Here is a 15,170-nt window from a genome sequence, read left to right as displayed (position 1 = left end):
ACTTATAAACACTCACTCCAACGTATTGCGAGGCCTACTCCCGGTATCGCTCGTCGCGCACTCCGTTCTGACTACCACGGGAGGATCGATCGGCGATACCGGTTCCGACGGGCTCGAACCCTTATAAGAGGAGAAGCGGCGCACCGACGAGCACGCCGACGAGAACGAGCACGGTACTCCAGGTCGCGACCGGTCGGATCAGCTCCCGGCTGATGCTCGCGGCGAAGGCCGTCTTCACGAGGATGCTCGCCGCGGTCCCGGCGACGACGCCGGCGACCGCGGTTTCGACGGTTATTTGGCCCGTACTCAGAAGCGACACCGCGGTCGTCGTCGCGGTCCCCGACGAAACGAGCCCCGCTACAAAGGCGGTCGCGACGAACCCGGTCGCGCCGAACGCCTCCTCGGCGAGGACCGATATCAACAACACGACGAGGAACAGCGCGCCGAACGTGAGCGCGTTCCGGAGGCTGAACGGCGAGGTGAGTTCCGCCTCGATCGTCGTCCGCCAGTCGCTTCGCCATATCGCGATCGCGACGCCGGTGACAGTGATCGCACCGAGCGGTGCGCCGACGACGAGCGCGGCCTCGGGGACGAACGCGACGACGAGCGCGGCGTTCCGGAGCGCCATCGCCGCGTTCGCGAGCAGGATCGAGCCGACCGCGAGCCCGACGAGGTCCGTCTGTCCCCTCGCACGTTTCGCCATCTCGGCGACGACCGCCGTGGAGTTGACGAGTCCGCCGAAGAAGCCGGTGACCGCGTAGCCGCGACCCTGATACTTCCGGACGAGCACGTAGTTCACGAAGCCGATCGCGCTTATCGCCACCACCAACGACCAAATGAGCCGCGGCTGGATCGCGTCCCACGGGTCGATCGTCTCCGCGGGTAAAAGCGGGAAGATAACGAACGCGAGGATGGTGAACTCGACGGCACTACGGACCTCCTCGCGCGAGAGCCCCCACGCGAACTGGTGGAGTTCGCGCTTTAACACGAGAAGCATCGAGGAGAGCACCGCCACCGTCACCGCCTCGATGAACAGCTCGGCCGCGACGAGCACGCCGACTCCGTAGGTGACGAGCATCGAAACCGATGTCGTCAACGAGAGCCCGTCGACGTCCTCCTCGACGAAGCTCCGAACGGCCAGGAGCACCGCCGTCGCGACGATCAGCACCCCACCGACGACGAGGAGCCCCGGCGCGTCCGCGACCGCGAACACGGTGGCGGCCAGACTGATGAGCGCGAACGTCCGGATCCCGGCCGACTTCTGTGACCACTCCCGCTCCAGCCCGAGGAACATCCCCAGCAGCGTCGCTAACACCAGTTTCGCGACGTTCGTCTCCAGATACACCAGCGGGTCGATCGCGCTCAACACGGGGGACCACCGCCCCGACCTCGCCGTCGTGTCACCGACTGAGTCGTCACCCGCATACGAGAATATATATCAGAAACATGCCTATACCTTGCTATATAGAACTATTTATTCGTCGGCTCACGGGGGAGATCGAGCGACTCGGTGAGGTCGTGTTCCTCGCCCGTGAGCACGTAGAGCACGTCCTCTAAGACGACCACCAGCTCCGGGAGCTGGCGGGCGACGAGGTAGGTGATTCCGATCAGCGCGACGACGGCGAGGAGTTGGCTGATGATGCGATCGGAGATCAGAAAGGAGACCCGAAGCGGGTTCGTGGCACCGAACATCAACAGGACGAAATCCGGCTGCCAGTGCATGTACTGGTTGCCGGCGACGACCGTGATGAACGTCGTGCGAAGGATGTTGAGGACGTAAATGAGCGGAACGGAGACGAGTAGCGCCCGGAGCTTCCGATCGAGCGGGCCGTCCACCGCGGCCACGAGCCCACCGAAGATCGCCATGCTGCCGAGACCCGTACACGCCAACACGACGTTGATCCGAATCGTCTCGCCGCCCGCAAGCGTCCATCGGAAGGCGGCGTCGTATCCCTCGCGACTCAGTACCCGCTCCGGAGCGTAGCCCAGCAGGTCGATCACTGCGCCGGTGTGGGTCGCGACGATCTCGATGAGCACCCGCCGGGGTTCCGGGATCGCCAGTCCAGCGACGGTGAACGCCGGGATCGTCTCGAACGGGAGGTAGATGAAGAGCATGATCGCGACCGCCCGCGTGAGCGTGAACAGCGACGCTCGACCGTCGTATAACAGGTACCCGACGTACGCACAGGCCGGCACTCCCACCAGCGCGAGGATCGACTCGACGTAACTCTGGTGCTCGAACGCAAAGTACGGCACCATCGTCAGCCAGAACAGGCCGAACAGTCCCCACGTGCCGGCCGCGAGCGACCGTCCCGCGGCGAGACCCCGGGAGTCGAGCACCCACGCGACGCCGAAGAGAACCGCGACCACCCACGCGAACGTGAACGTGTCGGGGAGGGTACTCAACACGGCGGGCACGCCGGGGCCGAACATGGTTAGCGCGTTGACTGCCGTCGAATAAAGCCCTTGTCGTTCCCCTCGCCGCTGCCGGCGTCGGCGGAGCGGTCCGTCCGTCGGCGTTCTCTCACACGCGTTCGGTCACAAGAGAACCCGCTCCAGCGAGACGACGGTGCCCGATTCCGCGTCGGGATCGCCGACGAACCGTCCGAGACAGACCGCCGTGCCCTCCGGCGTGTAACAGACCACGAGCGGGGCGTCCCGGTCGTTTATACGTCCGTCATCGATCACGAGCCCGTCGTCGACGTCGATCACGCCGGGCGCGTAGACGGCCGCACCGGTGGCGACGGTGCGTGCGGCGGAGGGGGCAATCGTCACCGACGGGAGGTGGACTAGTGCGTCCTCGGCGGGGCGGACGACGTCACGAAGCAGGCGCTCGTCGCCCTCCTCGGTCCACGCGAGCGCGTCCGTCAGGTCCTGTAGCGTGTGGAGATCCGAGTCGTCGAACGGGTCAGTCGCGCTTCGACGCAGATGGCCCATGTGCGCGCCGACGCCCGCGGCGAGCCCGAGGTCGTGACAGAGCTTGCGGACGTAGGTCCCGGACTCACAGCCGATCCGGAGGAGGGCTCGCCGCTCCTCCAGTTCGAGCACGTCGAGGTCGTGGATCGTCCGGGTCCGAAGCCGGCGGGTGACCGCGCTCTTGCGCGGCGGTTTCTGGTAGATCTCCCCTTCGAACTCGGCCGCGACTTCGCGGAAGTCCGCCGGCGCGGGGCCGTGAAGCTCCAGCACGGTGACGTACTCCTTCGACCCCTCCAGAAAGACCTGTGCCGCGCGGGTCGCGGTCCCCGTGAGCGTCGGGAGACAGCCGGTGACTTTCGGGTCGAGGGTCCCCGCGTGGGCGACGCCGTCGATCCGGGGGCCGTCCGGCTCCAGCGTCTCCAGCGTCTCGTTGATCGCGTCGCGCACCCACGCGGAGAGCTGATGTGAGGAGGGCCCGGCCGGCTTGTCGACGTTGACGACGCCGAACCGGAGCAGCTCGGGGACGGAGCGCTCGCTCGGCGGCGGTCGGAGCGGATCCTCGGCGGCGGTCGGAGCGTTCGTCATCGGACGGACCTCGTGGTTTCGGGCGTTCGTGACATCGAAGTCCGGTTCAGAAGCCGTGTGAGACGCCCTCGATCGGGGCCTGTCCCTCGTCGTAGTCGGCGTCGTACGCCTCTATCGTCGCGACAAGCACGTCGAGAAACTCCTCTGGAGGCCATCGAGCGGTGTTGTACGCGGCGTCGTAGATGGACAGATCGCCGATGTCGATGTCGTAGTACTCGCGATATCGTTTCCGCTCCGAAGTCTCCCGTCTAACCGTCTCCTCGCGGGCGCGATCGACGGACTTTCCCTCGCGGTCGGCGATCCGCTCGGCGCGGACCTCGACCGGGGCGTCGAACCAGAAGCGGAGATCCGCGTGGTCGGCCGCGAGCCAGCCGGCGAGCCGTGATTCGAGGACGAGGTCGTCCCGGGTGGTCGCGATCTCGTGGAGTCGACGGTCGAGGTCGCGGTCGATCTCGTCGTCGTCCTCCGCGTGCTCATTGAACTCGACGGGCGTCATCCCGCGATCGGCGGCCATCTCGCGGAAGATGTCGCCGCCGGAGACGTGATCGAGATCCAGCGCCCCGGCGAGCCCCGCGGCGTTCGTGCTCTTCCCGCTGCCCGGCGGGCCGGAGACGGTGATCAACATATCTCTCATCCGATAGGGCCGTTCAAAACGGTTGTCGTTCGTCGCCGCGCTCCTCGGGCTACTCGTCCGCCGTCGCCGCAGTCATCGACCAGACGGCGACGAGTCCGAGCAGCAGCGCCGGGATCAACGGTAACACCAGATACGTCCCAAAGAAAGTGAGCCCGAACGAGCCGGCCGCGTACGGGTACGCGTAGATGACTCCCGGGATAACGAGCACACACATCAGGAGAACGCCCGTCAGAACCCACCCCCTTCGGCCGAACCCGTCGGGGTTCGGTTCGGTTCCGTCGGGGTCGGATTTCCGCTCGTCGACATCGGGTTCCCCCTCGTCGACGTCGGGCTCCGTTCCGTCGGAGCCGGGAGCGTGGACGTATCCGCCGTCCGTGTCGGTGTCAGAACTCACTGTCGGGTTTTACGACCACTTTCCCAAATCCCTCACGGTTCTCGATCAGCTCGTGTGCCCGCGGGGCTTCGCTCATCGGGAGCGTCTCGCGGATCCGCGGCTCGAAGGTGCCGTCCCAGACGAGTTCGAGGACGTCGTCGACTTCGCCGGGCGTCGCCATGGTAGAGCCGAGCACGGACAGCTGGTTCCAGAAGATCCGGTTGAGCCCGGCACCGGGGTTCGGGCCGGTGGTGGCTCCGCAGGTGACGAGGCGGCCCCCCTTCGCCAGCGACTTCAACGAGTCCGGATACGTGGCTTCGCCGACGTGGTCGACGACGACATCGACGCCGCGTTTTCCCGTCAACTCGGCGATCTCCGCGGCGAAGTCGTTCGTCTCGTAGTCGATGACGTGGTCGGCTCCACAGTCCTCGGCGTGTGAGAGCTTCTCCTCGGTCGAGGCGGTCGCGAACACCTCACAGCCGGCGTGGTCCGCGATCTGGACCGCGGCGTGACCGACCCCGCCGGACGCGCCGAGCACGAGCACCGTCTCCCCGGCCTCGACGTCGGCGCGGGTCTGTAACATTCGCCATGCGGTCTGGAAGACGAGCGAGACGGAGCCGGCGACCGCCCAGTCGACGCCGTCAGGGACGGGAACGAGGTTGCTCGCGGGCACGGCCGCGCGCTCGGCGTGGACCCCGCGGACGTGCTCACCGATGATGTGAAAGGAGGTACACAACGACGCCTCGCCGTTTCGACAGAACTCACACTCGCCGCAGGCGACGCCGGCACTGACGGCGACGTGGTCGCCCGGCTCGAACCGGGTCACGTCCTCGCCGACCGCCTCGACGACGCCGGCGGCGTCGCTGCCGGGGATATGCGGCATCTCCAGATCGATCCCCGGGAGCCCGCGTCGGGTCCAGATATCGAGGTGGTTCAGCGCGCCTGCTTTGACATCGAAGAGTACCTCTCCGCGGGCGGGCTCCGGGTCGGGGAACTCCCCGTACTCGATCACGTCTCGGTCGCCGTGGGAACCGAACTGGATGGCCTTCATGATCGAACCCACCCTCGGGGACCACTAAACTGTACGCCAAACGGAAGCCGCCGAGCGGCCGACAGAGAGACTCGATCGTGAGGGCGGATCGCTCGGATCGCTCGGATCGAGAGCGACGAGAGCGACGAGAGCGACGAGAGCGTGTTTAAGAGATGTTCGGGCGGCAGTGATGAACGCAATAAACTCCCGTCGGCACCTTTGCTTGCCACTTATAAACAACCTCCATCCCGCATCGATCTACCCACTTCCGCAGCCGTTCAGCAGAAGTGACGCTCGGCCGGTCCCGTCATATATAAACCCCAGCCACTGCTGACGTGAGATATGGACGACGACCGGGCCTTCACGTACAACGGCGGCGCGGTCGCCCCCGGCGAGACGCAGAACGTCCGGTACGGGATAAGCGAGACGTATCTCGGCGATCCGGTTCGGATCCCCGTGACGATCATCAACGGTGAGCATGACGGACCGACGATCTTCCTCTCGGCGGCCTCCCACGGGGACGAGTTGAACGGCATCGAGGTCGTCCGCGAGGTGGCCCACGAGTGGGACCTCTCGGCGCTTGCCGGCACCCTCGTCTGTCTCCCTGTGCTCAACGTGCCCGGTTTTCTGGCCCAACAGCGATATCTCCCGGTGTACGACCGGGACCTGAACCGGTCGTTTCCCGGGAGACCTGGGTCGACGAGCTCAAAGCGGATGGCCCACCGGATCTACACGAACTTCATCGAGCCGTGCGACTTCGGACTCGACTTCCACACCTCGACGCGCGGACGAACCAACATGCTCCACGTTCGGGGCGACATGGCCGATGAGGGCGTTCATCGGCTCGCGATGGCGTTCGGGTCGAGCGTCGTCATCGACAGCGAGGGAACGAGCGGCACCCTGCGCGGCGAGGCGACCGACGACGGGATCCCGACGATCACGATCGAGATGGGCGAGGCGCACCGGTTCCAGCGCAATCTCATCGACGACGCGCTCGCGGGCGTCCGCTCGGTGTTCGCCGAGTACGGCCTGCTGGAACGCGAGGCCGTCCGCTGGCCCGGCTGGCGGACGCTCGTCGCCGGGTCCGGCGAGAAGACGTGGCTCCGGGCGGACGCCGGGGGGATCGTGGACACCCACTACGAGAGCGGGTCGCTGGTACATAAAGGCGACCGGATCGCGACGATCACGAACCCGTTCAAGGAGGACCCGATTGGCGTCGAAGCGCCCTTTACCGGCCTGCTCATCGGCGTCCTCGAGAACCCGGTCGTCTATCCCGGCAACCCGCTGTGTCATCTCGTGCGGGTCGACGAGTCGACGCGGCGAGCGCTCGAATCCGACGCGTCGGCCACCGATCCTCGAACGTAGCGCTCGGCGTCGGAAACGATCGGTATTACCGGCTGGGGCGGGAACGTATACGTGAACAGAAATGATCGGAACGTTCGCAACACGCGGAGGAACGCGTCAGTGAATCCGAATCGGGTCGACTTCCTCGTCGACTTGGCGTACGGGCTGTTGATATTCGTCGCGGTCGTCCTCTTCCAGTTCGTCGGCAGCACCGTCGGCGGTGCGTTCGGCCTTGGCGTGCTCGTGTCGTACGTCGTCCACGTCACCTGGAAGATGGCGAGGTTCGATCCGGAGTGGATGACCGAGGAGGTCACCGAGAACGTCGAGGAGACGCTCAAAACCGAAGTCGACGAGGTCATCGACCGGCTCGAAGCGGTGAACGACCGGGTCGATCGGCGGCCCCGTGCCGAGGAAGTCGAGGAGGCCGTCGACGAGAGCGTCGGCAAGGTCTCGGAGGAGGTCGAGGAGACCGTCAGTGAGGTGACGAAGGACGTCGAGGAGACCGTCGAGAAGGTGTCCGAGGATGTCGAGAAGACGGTGGAGGAGACCGTCGAAAAGACCGTGGACGAGACCGTCGAGGAAACGGTCGAGGAAACGGTCAAGGAAACGGTGGATGAGACCGTCGATGAGACGGTGAAGGAGACCGTTGAGGAGACAGTCGATGAAACCGTGGGCGAGACGGTGAAGGAGACCGTTGAGGAGACAGTCGATGAAACCGTGGGCGAGACGGTCGAGGAGACGGTGAAGGAAACAGTCGATGAAACGGTCGAAGAAACGGTCGAGGAGACCGTCGACGAAACGGTCGAGAAACGCTTAGACGAGGTCGCCACCGGCGACGAAGACGGCGACAGCGACGGCGCGGCTGACGGCGACAGCGACGGCGCGGCTGACGGCGACAGCGACGGCGCGGCTGACGGCGACAGCGACGACGACTCGAAACGGTAGCTGGCTTTCGTCCCGGTCAGTGGCTCCCCGATGGCGGCGGCGGAATCGGGTCTCCGTCGCCGTTCTCGCAGTCGTACGCGAGTCCTTGGGAGAACGATCGGTCGCGTGCGCCGGGGTCATCGATCGTCTCCCGGGTTATGCCCTCCGTTACGACGTACAGCTCGATCCCGACGAGCGACGCGCCGTCGCCAGTTCGATACGTCTCACAGAGGTCGTCCGCGAGGTACCGATCGACCGGCTCGTCGTCATTGAACACGGAGACCATGTAGAACCGTTCGCGGTAGGTCGCGTGCTGGTGCTGGAGCGTCGCGTGTGGTCGGTCGTACGAGAGTTCCCGGTCGTTGTAGGCGTCGACCAACGACCCGTCGGTCGTCCGCGCCGGGAACACGTAGTATCGATCGGTCGTTCGCGGGACCGGCGCGAATATCGACCAGTCGGTCTGGAACTCGACGAGCGCGTTCGCCCCCGCCTCGACCTCCGCGTTCGGGGTGTCGTCGTCGAGGACGCCGACGGCCGAGAGCCCGCCGGCGACGAGCAGGACGGTTGCGACGCCCGCGACCGCGACGACGACGAGCGCGTGTGGAGCGACCGGATCCGGAAGCCGGCGGCGGAGGGCCGCGAGCGCTCGGGAGGGAACGGTCGTCGTCGGACGAGGGGCGCGACCGGCGAGCGCGACGAGGCGGTCGCGAGCCCCTATAAAACGGTCGCGAACCGGAGCGAGACGGGAGTCGAGCGCATCGACCCGCAGGCCGATCCCCCGCCCGGCGCGTCGGAGATCCGTCCACGCCGAGCCCTGAAGGAACAGCAGCAACCCGGCGAGACAGACGTACGAGAACGCGCCGATCCGGACGGTGAGCGCCATCGAGAGGTGTGCGATCGCGAACGCGGCCACAAACAGGTGTCGCGGGCGGTCACGAACGGCGAGGAGGAGCCACGCGAGACACAGCATGGCGAGCCAGACGAGCCCTCCGAGCCGGAGGAGGTCGGGAGCCGCCCGCAACGCGTCCCCGAAGAGAAAGGTGATCTCGTCTATCCCGAGGATCAGGACGGCCGCCTCACCCGACCGCCACAGCTCCGATGTCGTCTTGTGATACCCGTTAACGACGTACATGACAACCATCTGTGCGAGCACGAGCGCGGTCGCGGCGCTCGCGACCGACTCCCGGCGCGGACGGTCGGCGGCGACCGCGTCGATCGACCACCGCTCGCCGAGCGGGAGGAGGACGGCGAGCGCGACGAGCGTCGCGAACAGCACGTCGGCGAAGCTCAACACGAACGGATTGCGCGCGTCCAGCGAGACGACGAGGACGAGCGCGACGAGCGTCATCGGCCGGGTGTAGTAGCCGACCGCGAGCGCGACGCCGACCAGCGCGGTGACCGCGAACAGGACGGCGACGCCGCGGGGCGAGGTCACGAAGGCGTACGGGGAGTAGGCCGCGGCGGGCTCCGCGGCGACGGCCAACTCGACGGGAACGACCCCGTCGTCGGTGTAAAAGTACGTCAGGTTCCGCGACCGGAGGAGGACGTCCGCGACGATCAAGAGTCCGAGCGCGACCCGGAACGCCGCGAGCGACCGGGTGTCGATCCGGACGCGCTCACGGACACCGGCCGCGACCCCCCGAGCGATCGCCCCGGCACCCCGTCGTGTTTCGTCCGGACTCGGGCGGGAGACCATCGACGTCGGATCCGTCGTTACGGGGCGGACATAGGTGTTGCGTCCGGCGGATACGGCTCAGTCGCCGTCGGCGTCCGCCGGAGCGTCGCCGTTCCGCCCCCGGATCGCGACCGCGACGGCGGCGACAAGCGAGAGGAACCCGACGAGGAACCCGACCGGCTGGACGAGAAGCCGCTGGACGACCGTCGATCCGGGCTCCTGCTCGACCGTCCGGGTCCAGAACTCGTAGCGGTCGTTCCCGTCGGCGACGACGAGGATCCCGTCGCCGGTCGTCGGCTCCGCGGGATACGGCAGGGAACCGACCCGCTCATCGGGGTCCTCGACGGTGAATCCGCCCTCCGGCGAGTCTCGCGCGCGATCGAACGCCTCGCGGGTTTCGGGGTCGAGATCGGCCCGGTCGACGACGTCGGCGTCGGCGGCGACGAGATCGGACTCGATCGGCTGGACCGCGTGGGAGTACCCGGTGGTCGGCTCGTCGAGGGCGATCGGGAGGTACAGCGGGTTCGCCATCAGCAGGCCGCCAAGCACGACGAGCGTGACGACGAGGAGCGGGCGGCGCATGTCCGGAGTTCGACCACCACCGTCAAGAGGCTTTCCGCCGGCTACGAGCGCCGGGCGGGAGTGGACTCGTGTGGTCGGTGCGATCCGAACGCGGCGACGGGGATCCGAACGCGGCGACGGGGATCCGAACGCGACGGCACGGAACGCATATCCGCTCCCGGACCGCGATCCGGGACATGAGCGAACCCGACCTTGATACGCCCGTATTGGACGACCACCTCCACCTCGATCCGCGACACGGGCAGGGGATCGACGCCGTCAACGAGTTCGTTCGACTCGGCGGCACGCATCTGCTCGTCGTCAACAAACCCTCCTGGCACCTCGGCGTCGAGCCGGACGAGCCCGAGGACTTCCAGGCAGTGTTCGAGGAGACGATCGACGCCGTCGACGACGCGACCGACGTCCTTCCGGGACGGGCCTGGCCCGTCCTCGGCGTCCATCCCGGCCTGATAAGCCGGCTCGTCGACGAACGGGGGTTCTCGCCGGAGGAAGCGCGGGAGTTGATGGCGGGCGGGATCGAGGTCGCGAGCGAGTACGTCGCGGACGGCCGTGCGCTCGCGTTGAAGTCCGGTCGCCCCCACTACGACGTGACCGATGCGGTGTGGGAGGCGTCGAACGCGGTGACGCGGACCGCCTTCGAGCGCGCGGCCGAGGTCGGCTGTGCGGTACAGCTCCACACGGAGGCGACCGAGGACCTCACCGACCTCGCGGAGACGGCCGAGGCGGTCGGGCTCGACCCCGGTCGCGTGGTGAAACACTACGCAGCCGGGCGGCTGGAGGGGGTCGTGCCGAGCGTGATGAGCGACCGTGATCGGCTCGAACGCGCCGTCGAGTCCGGCGAGCCGTTCCTGATGGAGACGGACTTCGTCGACGATCCGGAGAAGCCGGGAATGGTGCTCGGTCCGAAGACGGTCCCGCGGCGGGTTCGCTGGCTGCTGGAGGAGGGGTACGACGAGGCGGTCCGCCGGGCACACGTGGAGACGCCCGCCGCGGTGTACGGGATCGACACCGAAGCCACGCTCGCGGATCCCGAGACGCGCTGACACGGCGTCGCCGATCGGAGCTCTCGGAAGGGTGTGACGGCGTCTCGCGGCGAACGGTGATAGGAAAGGCCTTTGAGTAGTCCGGGAGAGATATTGGACATGACCGAGGATGACGCCGTTGAGACGTTCTACTCCGAGGAGCGCTGGCAGAACTGGCTCGACAGGCTCGCCGAGGAGGAGCTCGACCCCGAAAACGAGGACTCCGCTCGACTCCTGTTGAACCTCCAGGACGACGCCGCCATTGCGGTCGCGAAGGTGCTGGCGGCGCTCGAAGACGGCCGTATCGACGAGGAGCGCGCGGTCGAGGAGATCCGCGGGGTCAGCGACATCGTCCTCGCCGAGGTCTCGCTGGACGACGAGGACAAGACCATGCTGATCGACGGCGTCCAGACCTCGCTCGTGCCCGTGTTCTACGCCGCCGAGGAGTTCGTCGTGGGCGGCGTCGTCGACGGCGACGTCGCGGAGTTCATCGAGGCTGCGGCCGACGCCGAGGCCGACGAGGACCTCGACGCCGCGCTCGGCTACGTCGTACAGGCCGGAACGCGGGTCATCGGCGGCCACCACCTCGACATCGATCTCGTCGAGGAGTTGGAGTACGGTCTCGTTTCGGAGTGGGTCAACGGGATCGACTCCCTCCAGTCGGCCATCGAGGACCCCGAGGTCGTCGAGGAGGACTGACCGAACCGACCCGTTTCGGCGGCAGCAGGACTATCTCCTTTTCGACGGCGTCAAGCCGCGACGGTGAACAGGATAAGGTTGTGGACGGCGGGGCCAAGCCCGACCGCGGCGATGAACCCCAACAGCAGCGATCCCTCCCCCGGTGCCTCGCGGACGTACGGGGCGAACAGGTAGACCACGACGCTCGCGACGGCCAGTTTGACCAGCAGGAACACCCACCCCTCGCCGAGCAGCGGCACGGGGGGAACGCCGCCAAGTTCGAGGATGGTCTGAGAGAGGGGCGTCCGCTCGCCGAACCCGAGTTGCGTGACGCCAACCGCGGTCGAGACGCCGTCGAGGGTATGACCGAACACGACGAGGACGCCGACGCCGCCGGTGACTGCGGCTTCCGGACTCGCCTGGGTGAGTCCGAGCCAGACGACGGCGGTGACCGGGAGGGTCGCCACGAGTGCGACGAACGACCAACGTCCGCCCGTGCCCGAGACGCCGCCCGCGAGCGCGGCGGCGACGACCGGAACGAGGAGCACGGTTCCGGCGACGGCGATCAGGAGGGGTACCCGCTCGCGGTCGAGGAGAGAGTCGTCGGCCGCGGGGTCGTCGGTTCCGACGGCTCTCACCCTCGCGGTTCCGGCGGCGTCGGCGACGGTCCAGACCGCGCCGGCGAGCGTCGCGACGACCAAGTACACCGTCGGAGAGCCGCCGAACGGACTGAAAAGCGTCGGCAGCGCGTCGACGACGTACAGGACGTGTAACGCGGCTCCGAGCGCGATCCACGGAACTAGTGCGAGAACGTGTACCCTCGTGACTTCGGGTCGGCGTCGGTGGAGCGCGACGGCGACCGCTCCGCCGGCGAGGAGGGTCACGACGAGGTACGGAAGGGGGGGAAGCGTCGTTCCCTCGGGAAGAAACGGGAGGCGTTCGAGCATCACCGGATGCGGGGACGCTCGCCGTGAAAGGGTTTCGGGTCGCCCCCGAGGACCGATCGATGCGGGAGGTTCGTCTCCTCGATCACACCGAGAGGACCGGCTGGCTCGCGTACAGAAGCACGTATTCGGCCGCCTTCTCCAGCACCTGTCCCGGGTCTCCGGTAACGGGCTCCCGTGGGATGACGATGAAGTCCGCCTCGAGCTCCTCGGCCGTGTCGAGCACGACGCTCCCGGGATGGACCGTCTTCACCTCCGTCGAGAAGCCGTACGCGATCGAGTTCCCGTGATCGACGCCCACGGCCTCCGCGCGGCGGATGACGGAGTCGGTGAACGACTGCGTGTCGTCGGCGACATCCGCCTCGTCCGTGTCGCCCGATTCCAGCGCGCGGACGACTTCTTCGTCGAGGACGTACAGCGCGTGGACCGCAGCGCCGTACTCCTCGGCGATTCCGATGGCGTAATCGACCGCCTCGTGGGACGCGTCGCTGCCGTCCACCGGCACGAGGACGAGATCGATGTCGAGATCGGTCATATCACCCCCGACGACCGGCGGACTCAAAAAGCCCGTCGGATGGTCCGTCGTGGACGACCCGTCCAGAGGTCGGGACCGCTCAGTCACCGTCGAACGTCGATAGCGATCGCTGGCCGTCCCCCGACCACTCGGCCTCGGAGACGGTGGTCGCTATCACCTCGTCGACCTCGTCGCGTCCATCGCCGTCGCTGTTGATCGCGCGGGTCGCGCCGACGGTGTCGACGTTGAAGCCGGCGTCGGCGTACGGCTCGTACATCACGCCGCTGTTGCTCAGGATGACGCTCACGCCCCGTTCGTCGAGTTCGCTTGCGACGTCGAGGAGTCGCGCCTGGTCGGACCGATCGAACCCGTCCGCGCTGTACTCGGTGAAGTCCGCGGTCGTGCTCATCGGCTCGTAGGGCGGATCGAAGTAGACGAGATCCCCGGGATCCGCAGCTTCGAGGACGTACTCGAAGTCGCGACCGTGGACGTCGACCGCGGCGAGCGCGTCGCTCGCCCGACGGATCCGGTCGCGTTTGACCCAATCGGGGTCGGCGTACCGACCGATGGGGACGTTGAACCCGCCGTCGGCGTTCTCACGGTAGAGCCCGTTGTAGCAGGTCCGATTCAAGTACACGAGCAGGGCGGCCTCCTCTATCGGGTCGAACTCGCCGGTGTACGGTCGGTCGTTGAACCGGGCGCGCTGCTGGTAGTAGTAGTTGTCCACGTCGCGTCCGCGCTGCGTGGTATCGGCGTACGGGAGCGTCGGATCCGGGTCGGACTCCGGGTCGTCGAACGACTCCAGCCGCTCGATGAGGGCGTCCGGATCGTCACGAACCGTCTCGTACAGGGAGACGAGCCGCGGGTTCGCGTCGTTGATCGTGCCGGCGTCGGGTTCCAGATCGAAGAAGAGCGCGCCGCCGCCGACGAACGGTTCGTGGTAGCGGTCGTACGACGCCGGAAACCGTGCGTATAGCGGATCGAGCAGCTGTCGTTTGCCGCCGGCCCACTTGAGGATCGGCTCGGCCATGCGATGTCGAGGGTCGTCCGTCCCCGCGTATAAACGTCCCGGGAACCCGGACCGAAGTGCCGGTCCGGTTTCGCTACCGGTTCCGTCGTGCGCCGACCACGACCCCGAGAGAGACCAGCGAGAACGCGACCAGCGCTAGGTTTGGGATCGAGAGCAGTCCGAACAGTTCGTATTGAACGGTGGTACAGCCGCCATCGAGCGAGCAGGTCGCTGCCGGCGTCCGCTGGATGTACGAGTGGTATGCGGCAACGATCGCTCCGCCGACGGAGAGCGGAAGGACTGTCCGCCAGACGCCGATCCGGTCCTCGTAGGCGGCGACGGCCAGCACGACGACGAGCGGATACATGCCGATCCGCTGGATCCAACAGAGATCGCAGGGATACAGTCCCATCACTTCGCTGAAATAGAGGCTTCCGCCGGTCGCGACGGCCGCAACGGCCGTACAGGCGACCAGAATCGTACGAGTAGCGGACGCGGACATGTCGGTCAGGTACGTATCACGTGATACGAGCGATCACGTATCAGTCGATCGATCCGTGAAACCGCCGTCGTCACACGGGGGCCGGATCCATACATAGGTTGATGTTTCTGGGGCTCGTTATCGTATCTCATGACACGAACGATCAGGCTGAACCGGATCGATACCGTCCTCACGACGCTGGAATATCCGACCGATCCGTCGACGGTCGCGACCGAGTGTGACGACGTGACCGTCCGGCTCGCCGACGGCGAGGTGAATCTCGGCGAAACCATGGCCGGGTCGACCGCGGCCCGGTTCGCGTCCGCCGAGGAGCTACACACGGAACTGATGAGTCTGTTACCGCGACGCGCCGTCGGCGAGCCGTTCCAGTCCGACGGGGACGCCTGATCGACGAACCGATTTATCACGGTTGATACGTCGCGCGGAACAATAAAGGTC

Annotated in this window: 17 protein-coding genes; 5 read left to right on the top strand and 12 right to left on the bottom strand. The window is 66.9% G+C overall.

From position 1 onward, the window contains the following. Nucleotides 1–121 precede the first annotated feature (121 nt). The 6 genes from J2751_RS01385 to J2751_RS01360 form a co-directional block, all read right to left on the bottom strand. Nucleotides 122–1,369, bottom strand: coding sequence for a DUF4010 domain-containing protein (locus tag J2751_RS01385; RefSeq protein ID WP_209482683.1), 1,248 nt, complete (start codon nucleotides 1,367–1,369; stop codon nucleotides 122–124). A gap of 101 nt (nucleotides 1,370–1,470) precedes the next feature. Beyond that, on the bottom strand, nucleotides 1,471–2,433 hold the full coding sequence (gene artA, locus J2751_RS01380) for an archaeosortase A (RefSeq protein WP_209482682.1): 963 nt from the start codon (nucleotides 2,431–2,433) through the stop codon (nucleotides 1,471–1,473). A gap of 105 nt (nucleotides 2,434–2,538) precedes the next feature. After that, nucleotides 2,539–3,501 (bottom strand): RNA-guided pseudouridylation complex pseudouridine synthase subunit Cbf5, encoded by a 963-nt coding sequence (locus tag J2751_RS01375; RefSeq protein ID WP_209482681.1) that lies wholly within the window; start codon nucleotides 3,499–3,501, stop codon nucleotides 2,539–2,541. Between the two features lie 46 nt (nucleotides 3,502–3,547). Beyond that, nucleotides 3,548–4,126 carry a (d)CMP kinase gene (gene cmk / locus J2751_RS01370; RefSeq protein ID WP_209482680.1) on the bottom strand — a complete coding sequence of 193 codons (579 nt, stop codon included), beginning with the start codon at nucleotides 4,124–4,126 and terminating at the stop codon, nucleotides 3,548–3,550. Nucleotides 4,127–4,184: 58 nt separating this feature from the next. Continuing rightward, on the bottom strand, nucleotides 4,185–4,529 hold the full coding sequence (locus J2751_RS15765; RefSeq protein ID WP_209482679.1) for a hypothetical protein: 345 nt from the start codon (nucleotides 4,527–4,529) through the stop codon (nucleotides 4,185–4,187). Beyond that, complete coding sequence (locus J2751_RS01360; protein WP_209482678.1) at nucleotides 4,519–5,559, bottom strand: zinc-binding dehydrogenase; 1,041 nt, start codon at nucleotides 5,557–5,559, stop codon at nucleotides 4,519–4,521. The genes J2751_RS15765 and J2751_RS01360 overlap by 11 nt, the downstream gene beginning before the upstream one ends. A 321-nt stretch (nucleotides 5,560–5,880) precedes the next feature. On the opposite strand from J2751_RS01360, the gene J2751_RS01355 reads away from it, so the two are divergent. Together J2751_RS01355 and J2751_RS01350 are read left to right on the top strand one after the other, a co-directional pair. Beyond that, nucleotides 5,881–6,903, top strand: coding sequence for a succinylglutamate desuccinylase/aspartoacylase family protein (locus J2751_RS01355; protein WP_209482677.1), 1,023 nt, complete (start codon nucleotides 5,881–5,883; stop codon nucleotides 6,901–6,903). Nucleotides 6,904–7,002: 99 nt separating this feature from the next. Continuing rightward, entirely contained in the window at nucleotides 7,003–7,827 is an 825-nt protein-coding gene (locus J2751_RS01350) for a hypothetical protein (protein ID WP_209482676.1), read from the top strand. A 16-nt stretch (nucleotides 7,828–7,843) separates the two neighbouring features. Here the strand turns inward: J2751_RS01350 and J2751_RS01345 are convergent, their stop codons facing one another. Together J2751_RS01345 and J2751_RS01340 are read right to left on the bottom strand one after the other, a co-directional pair. Next, on the bottom strand, nucleotides 7,844–9,502 hold the full coding sequence (locus J2751_RS01345) for an HTTM domain-containing protein (RefSeq protein WP_209482675.1): 1,659 nt from the start codon (nucleotides 9,500–9,502) through the stop codon (nucleotides 7,844–7,846). A 57-nt stretch (nucleotides 9,503–9,559) separates the two neighbouring features. Then, a complete protein-coding gene (locus J2751_RS01340) occupies nucleotides 9,560–10,063 on the bottom strand; it encodes a hypothetical protein (RefSeq protein WP_209482674.1) in 504 nt (167 codons plus the stop codon). Between the two features lie 176 nt (nucleotides 10,064–10,239). On the opposite strand from J2751_RS01340, the gene J2751_RS01335 reads away from it, so the two are divergent. Beyond that, nucleotides 10,240–11,106 carry a TatD family hydrolase gene (locus J2751_RS01335; RefSeq protein ID WP_209482673.1) on the top strand — a complete coding sequence of 289 codons (867 nt, stop codon included), beginning with the start codon at nucleotides 10,240–10,242 and terminating at the stop codon, nucleotides 11,104–11,106. A 99-nt stretch (nucleotides 11,107–11,205) separates the two neighbouring features. Then, nucleotides 11,206–11,784 (top strand): DUF2150 family protein, encoded by a 579-nt coding sequence (locus J2751_RS01330; RefSeq protein WP_209482672.1) that lies wholly within the window; start codon nucleotides 11,206–11,208, stop codon nucleotides 11,782–11,784. A 50-nt stretch (nucleotides 11,785–11,834) separates the two neighbouring features. On the opposite strand, the gene J2751_RS01325 is transcribed toward J2751_RS01330, so the two are convergent. From J2751_RS01325 to J2751_RS01310, 4 genes are all read right to left on the bottom strand, one after another. After that, entirely contained in the window at nucleotides 11,835–12,710 is an 876-nt protein-coding gene (locus J2751_RS01325; protein ID WP_209482671.1) for a DUF63 family protein, read from the bottom strand. Nucleotides 12,711–12,792: 82 nt separating this feature from the next. Then, nucleotides 12,793–13,242: a universal stress protein gene (locus J2751_RS01320; RefSeq protein ID WP_209482670.1), complete on the bottom strand. Its 450-nt coding sequence runs from the start codon at nucleotides 13,240–13,242 to the stop codon at nucleotides 12,793–12,795. A gap of 79 nt (nucleotides 13,243–13,321) precedes the next feature. After that, a complete protein-coding gene (locus J2751_RS01315; protein WP_209482669.1) occupies nucleotides 13,322–14,251 on the bottom strand; it encodes a DNA adenine methylase in 930 nt (309 codons plus the stop codon). A gap of 73 nt (nucleotides 14,252–14,324) precedes the next feature. Further along, nucleotides 14,325–14,732, bottom strand: a complete 408-nt coding sequence (locus J2751_RS01310; protein ID WP_209482668.1) for a disulfide bond formation protein B — start codon at nucleotides 14,730–14,732, stop codon at nucleotides 14,325–14,327. Nucleotides 14,733–14,861: 129 nt separating this feature from the next. Between J2751_RS01310 and J2751_RS01305 the strand changes: the two genes are divergently transcribed. Then, on the top strand, nucleotides 14,862–15,119 hold the full coding sequence (locus J2751_RS01305) for a DUF5789 family protein (RefSeq protein WP_209482667.1): 258 nt from the start codon (nucleotides 14,862–14,864) through the stop codon (nucleotides 15,117–15,119). Nucleotides 15,120–15,170: the final 51 nt, after the last annotated feature.

Origin of the sequence: Halorubrum alkaliphilum (assembly GCF_017873815.1) — an archaeon.
GTDB lineage: Archaea > Halobacteriota > Halobacteria > Halobacteriales > Haloferacaceae > Halorubrum > Halorubrum alkaliphilum.
This window is presented reverse-complemented; position numbering and strand designations above follow the sequence as displayed.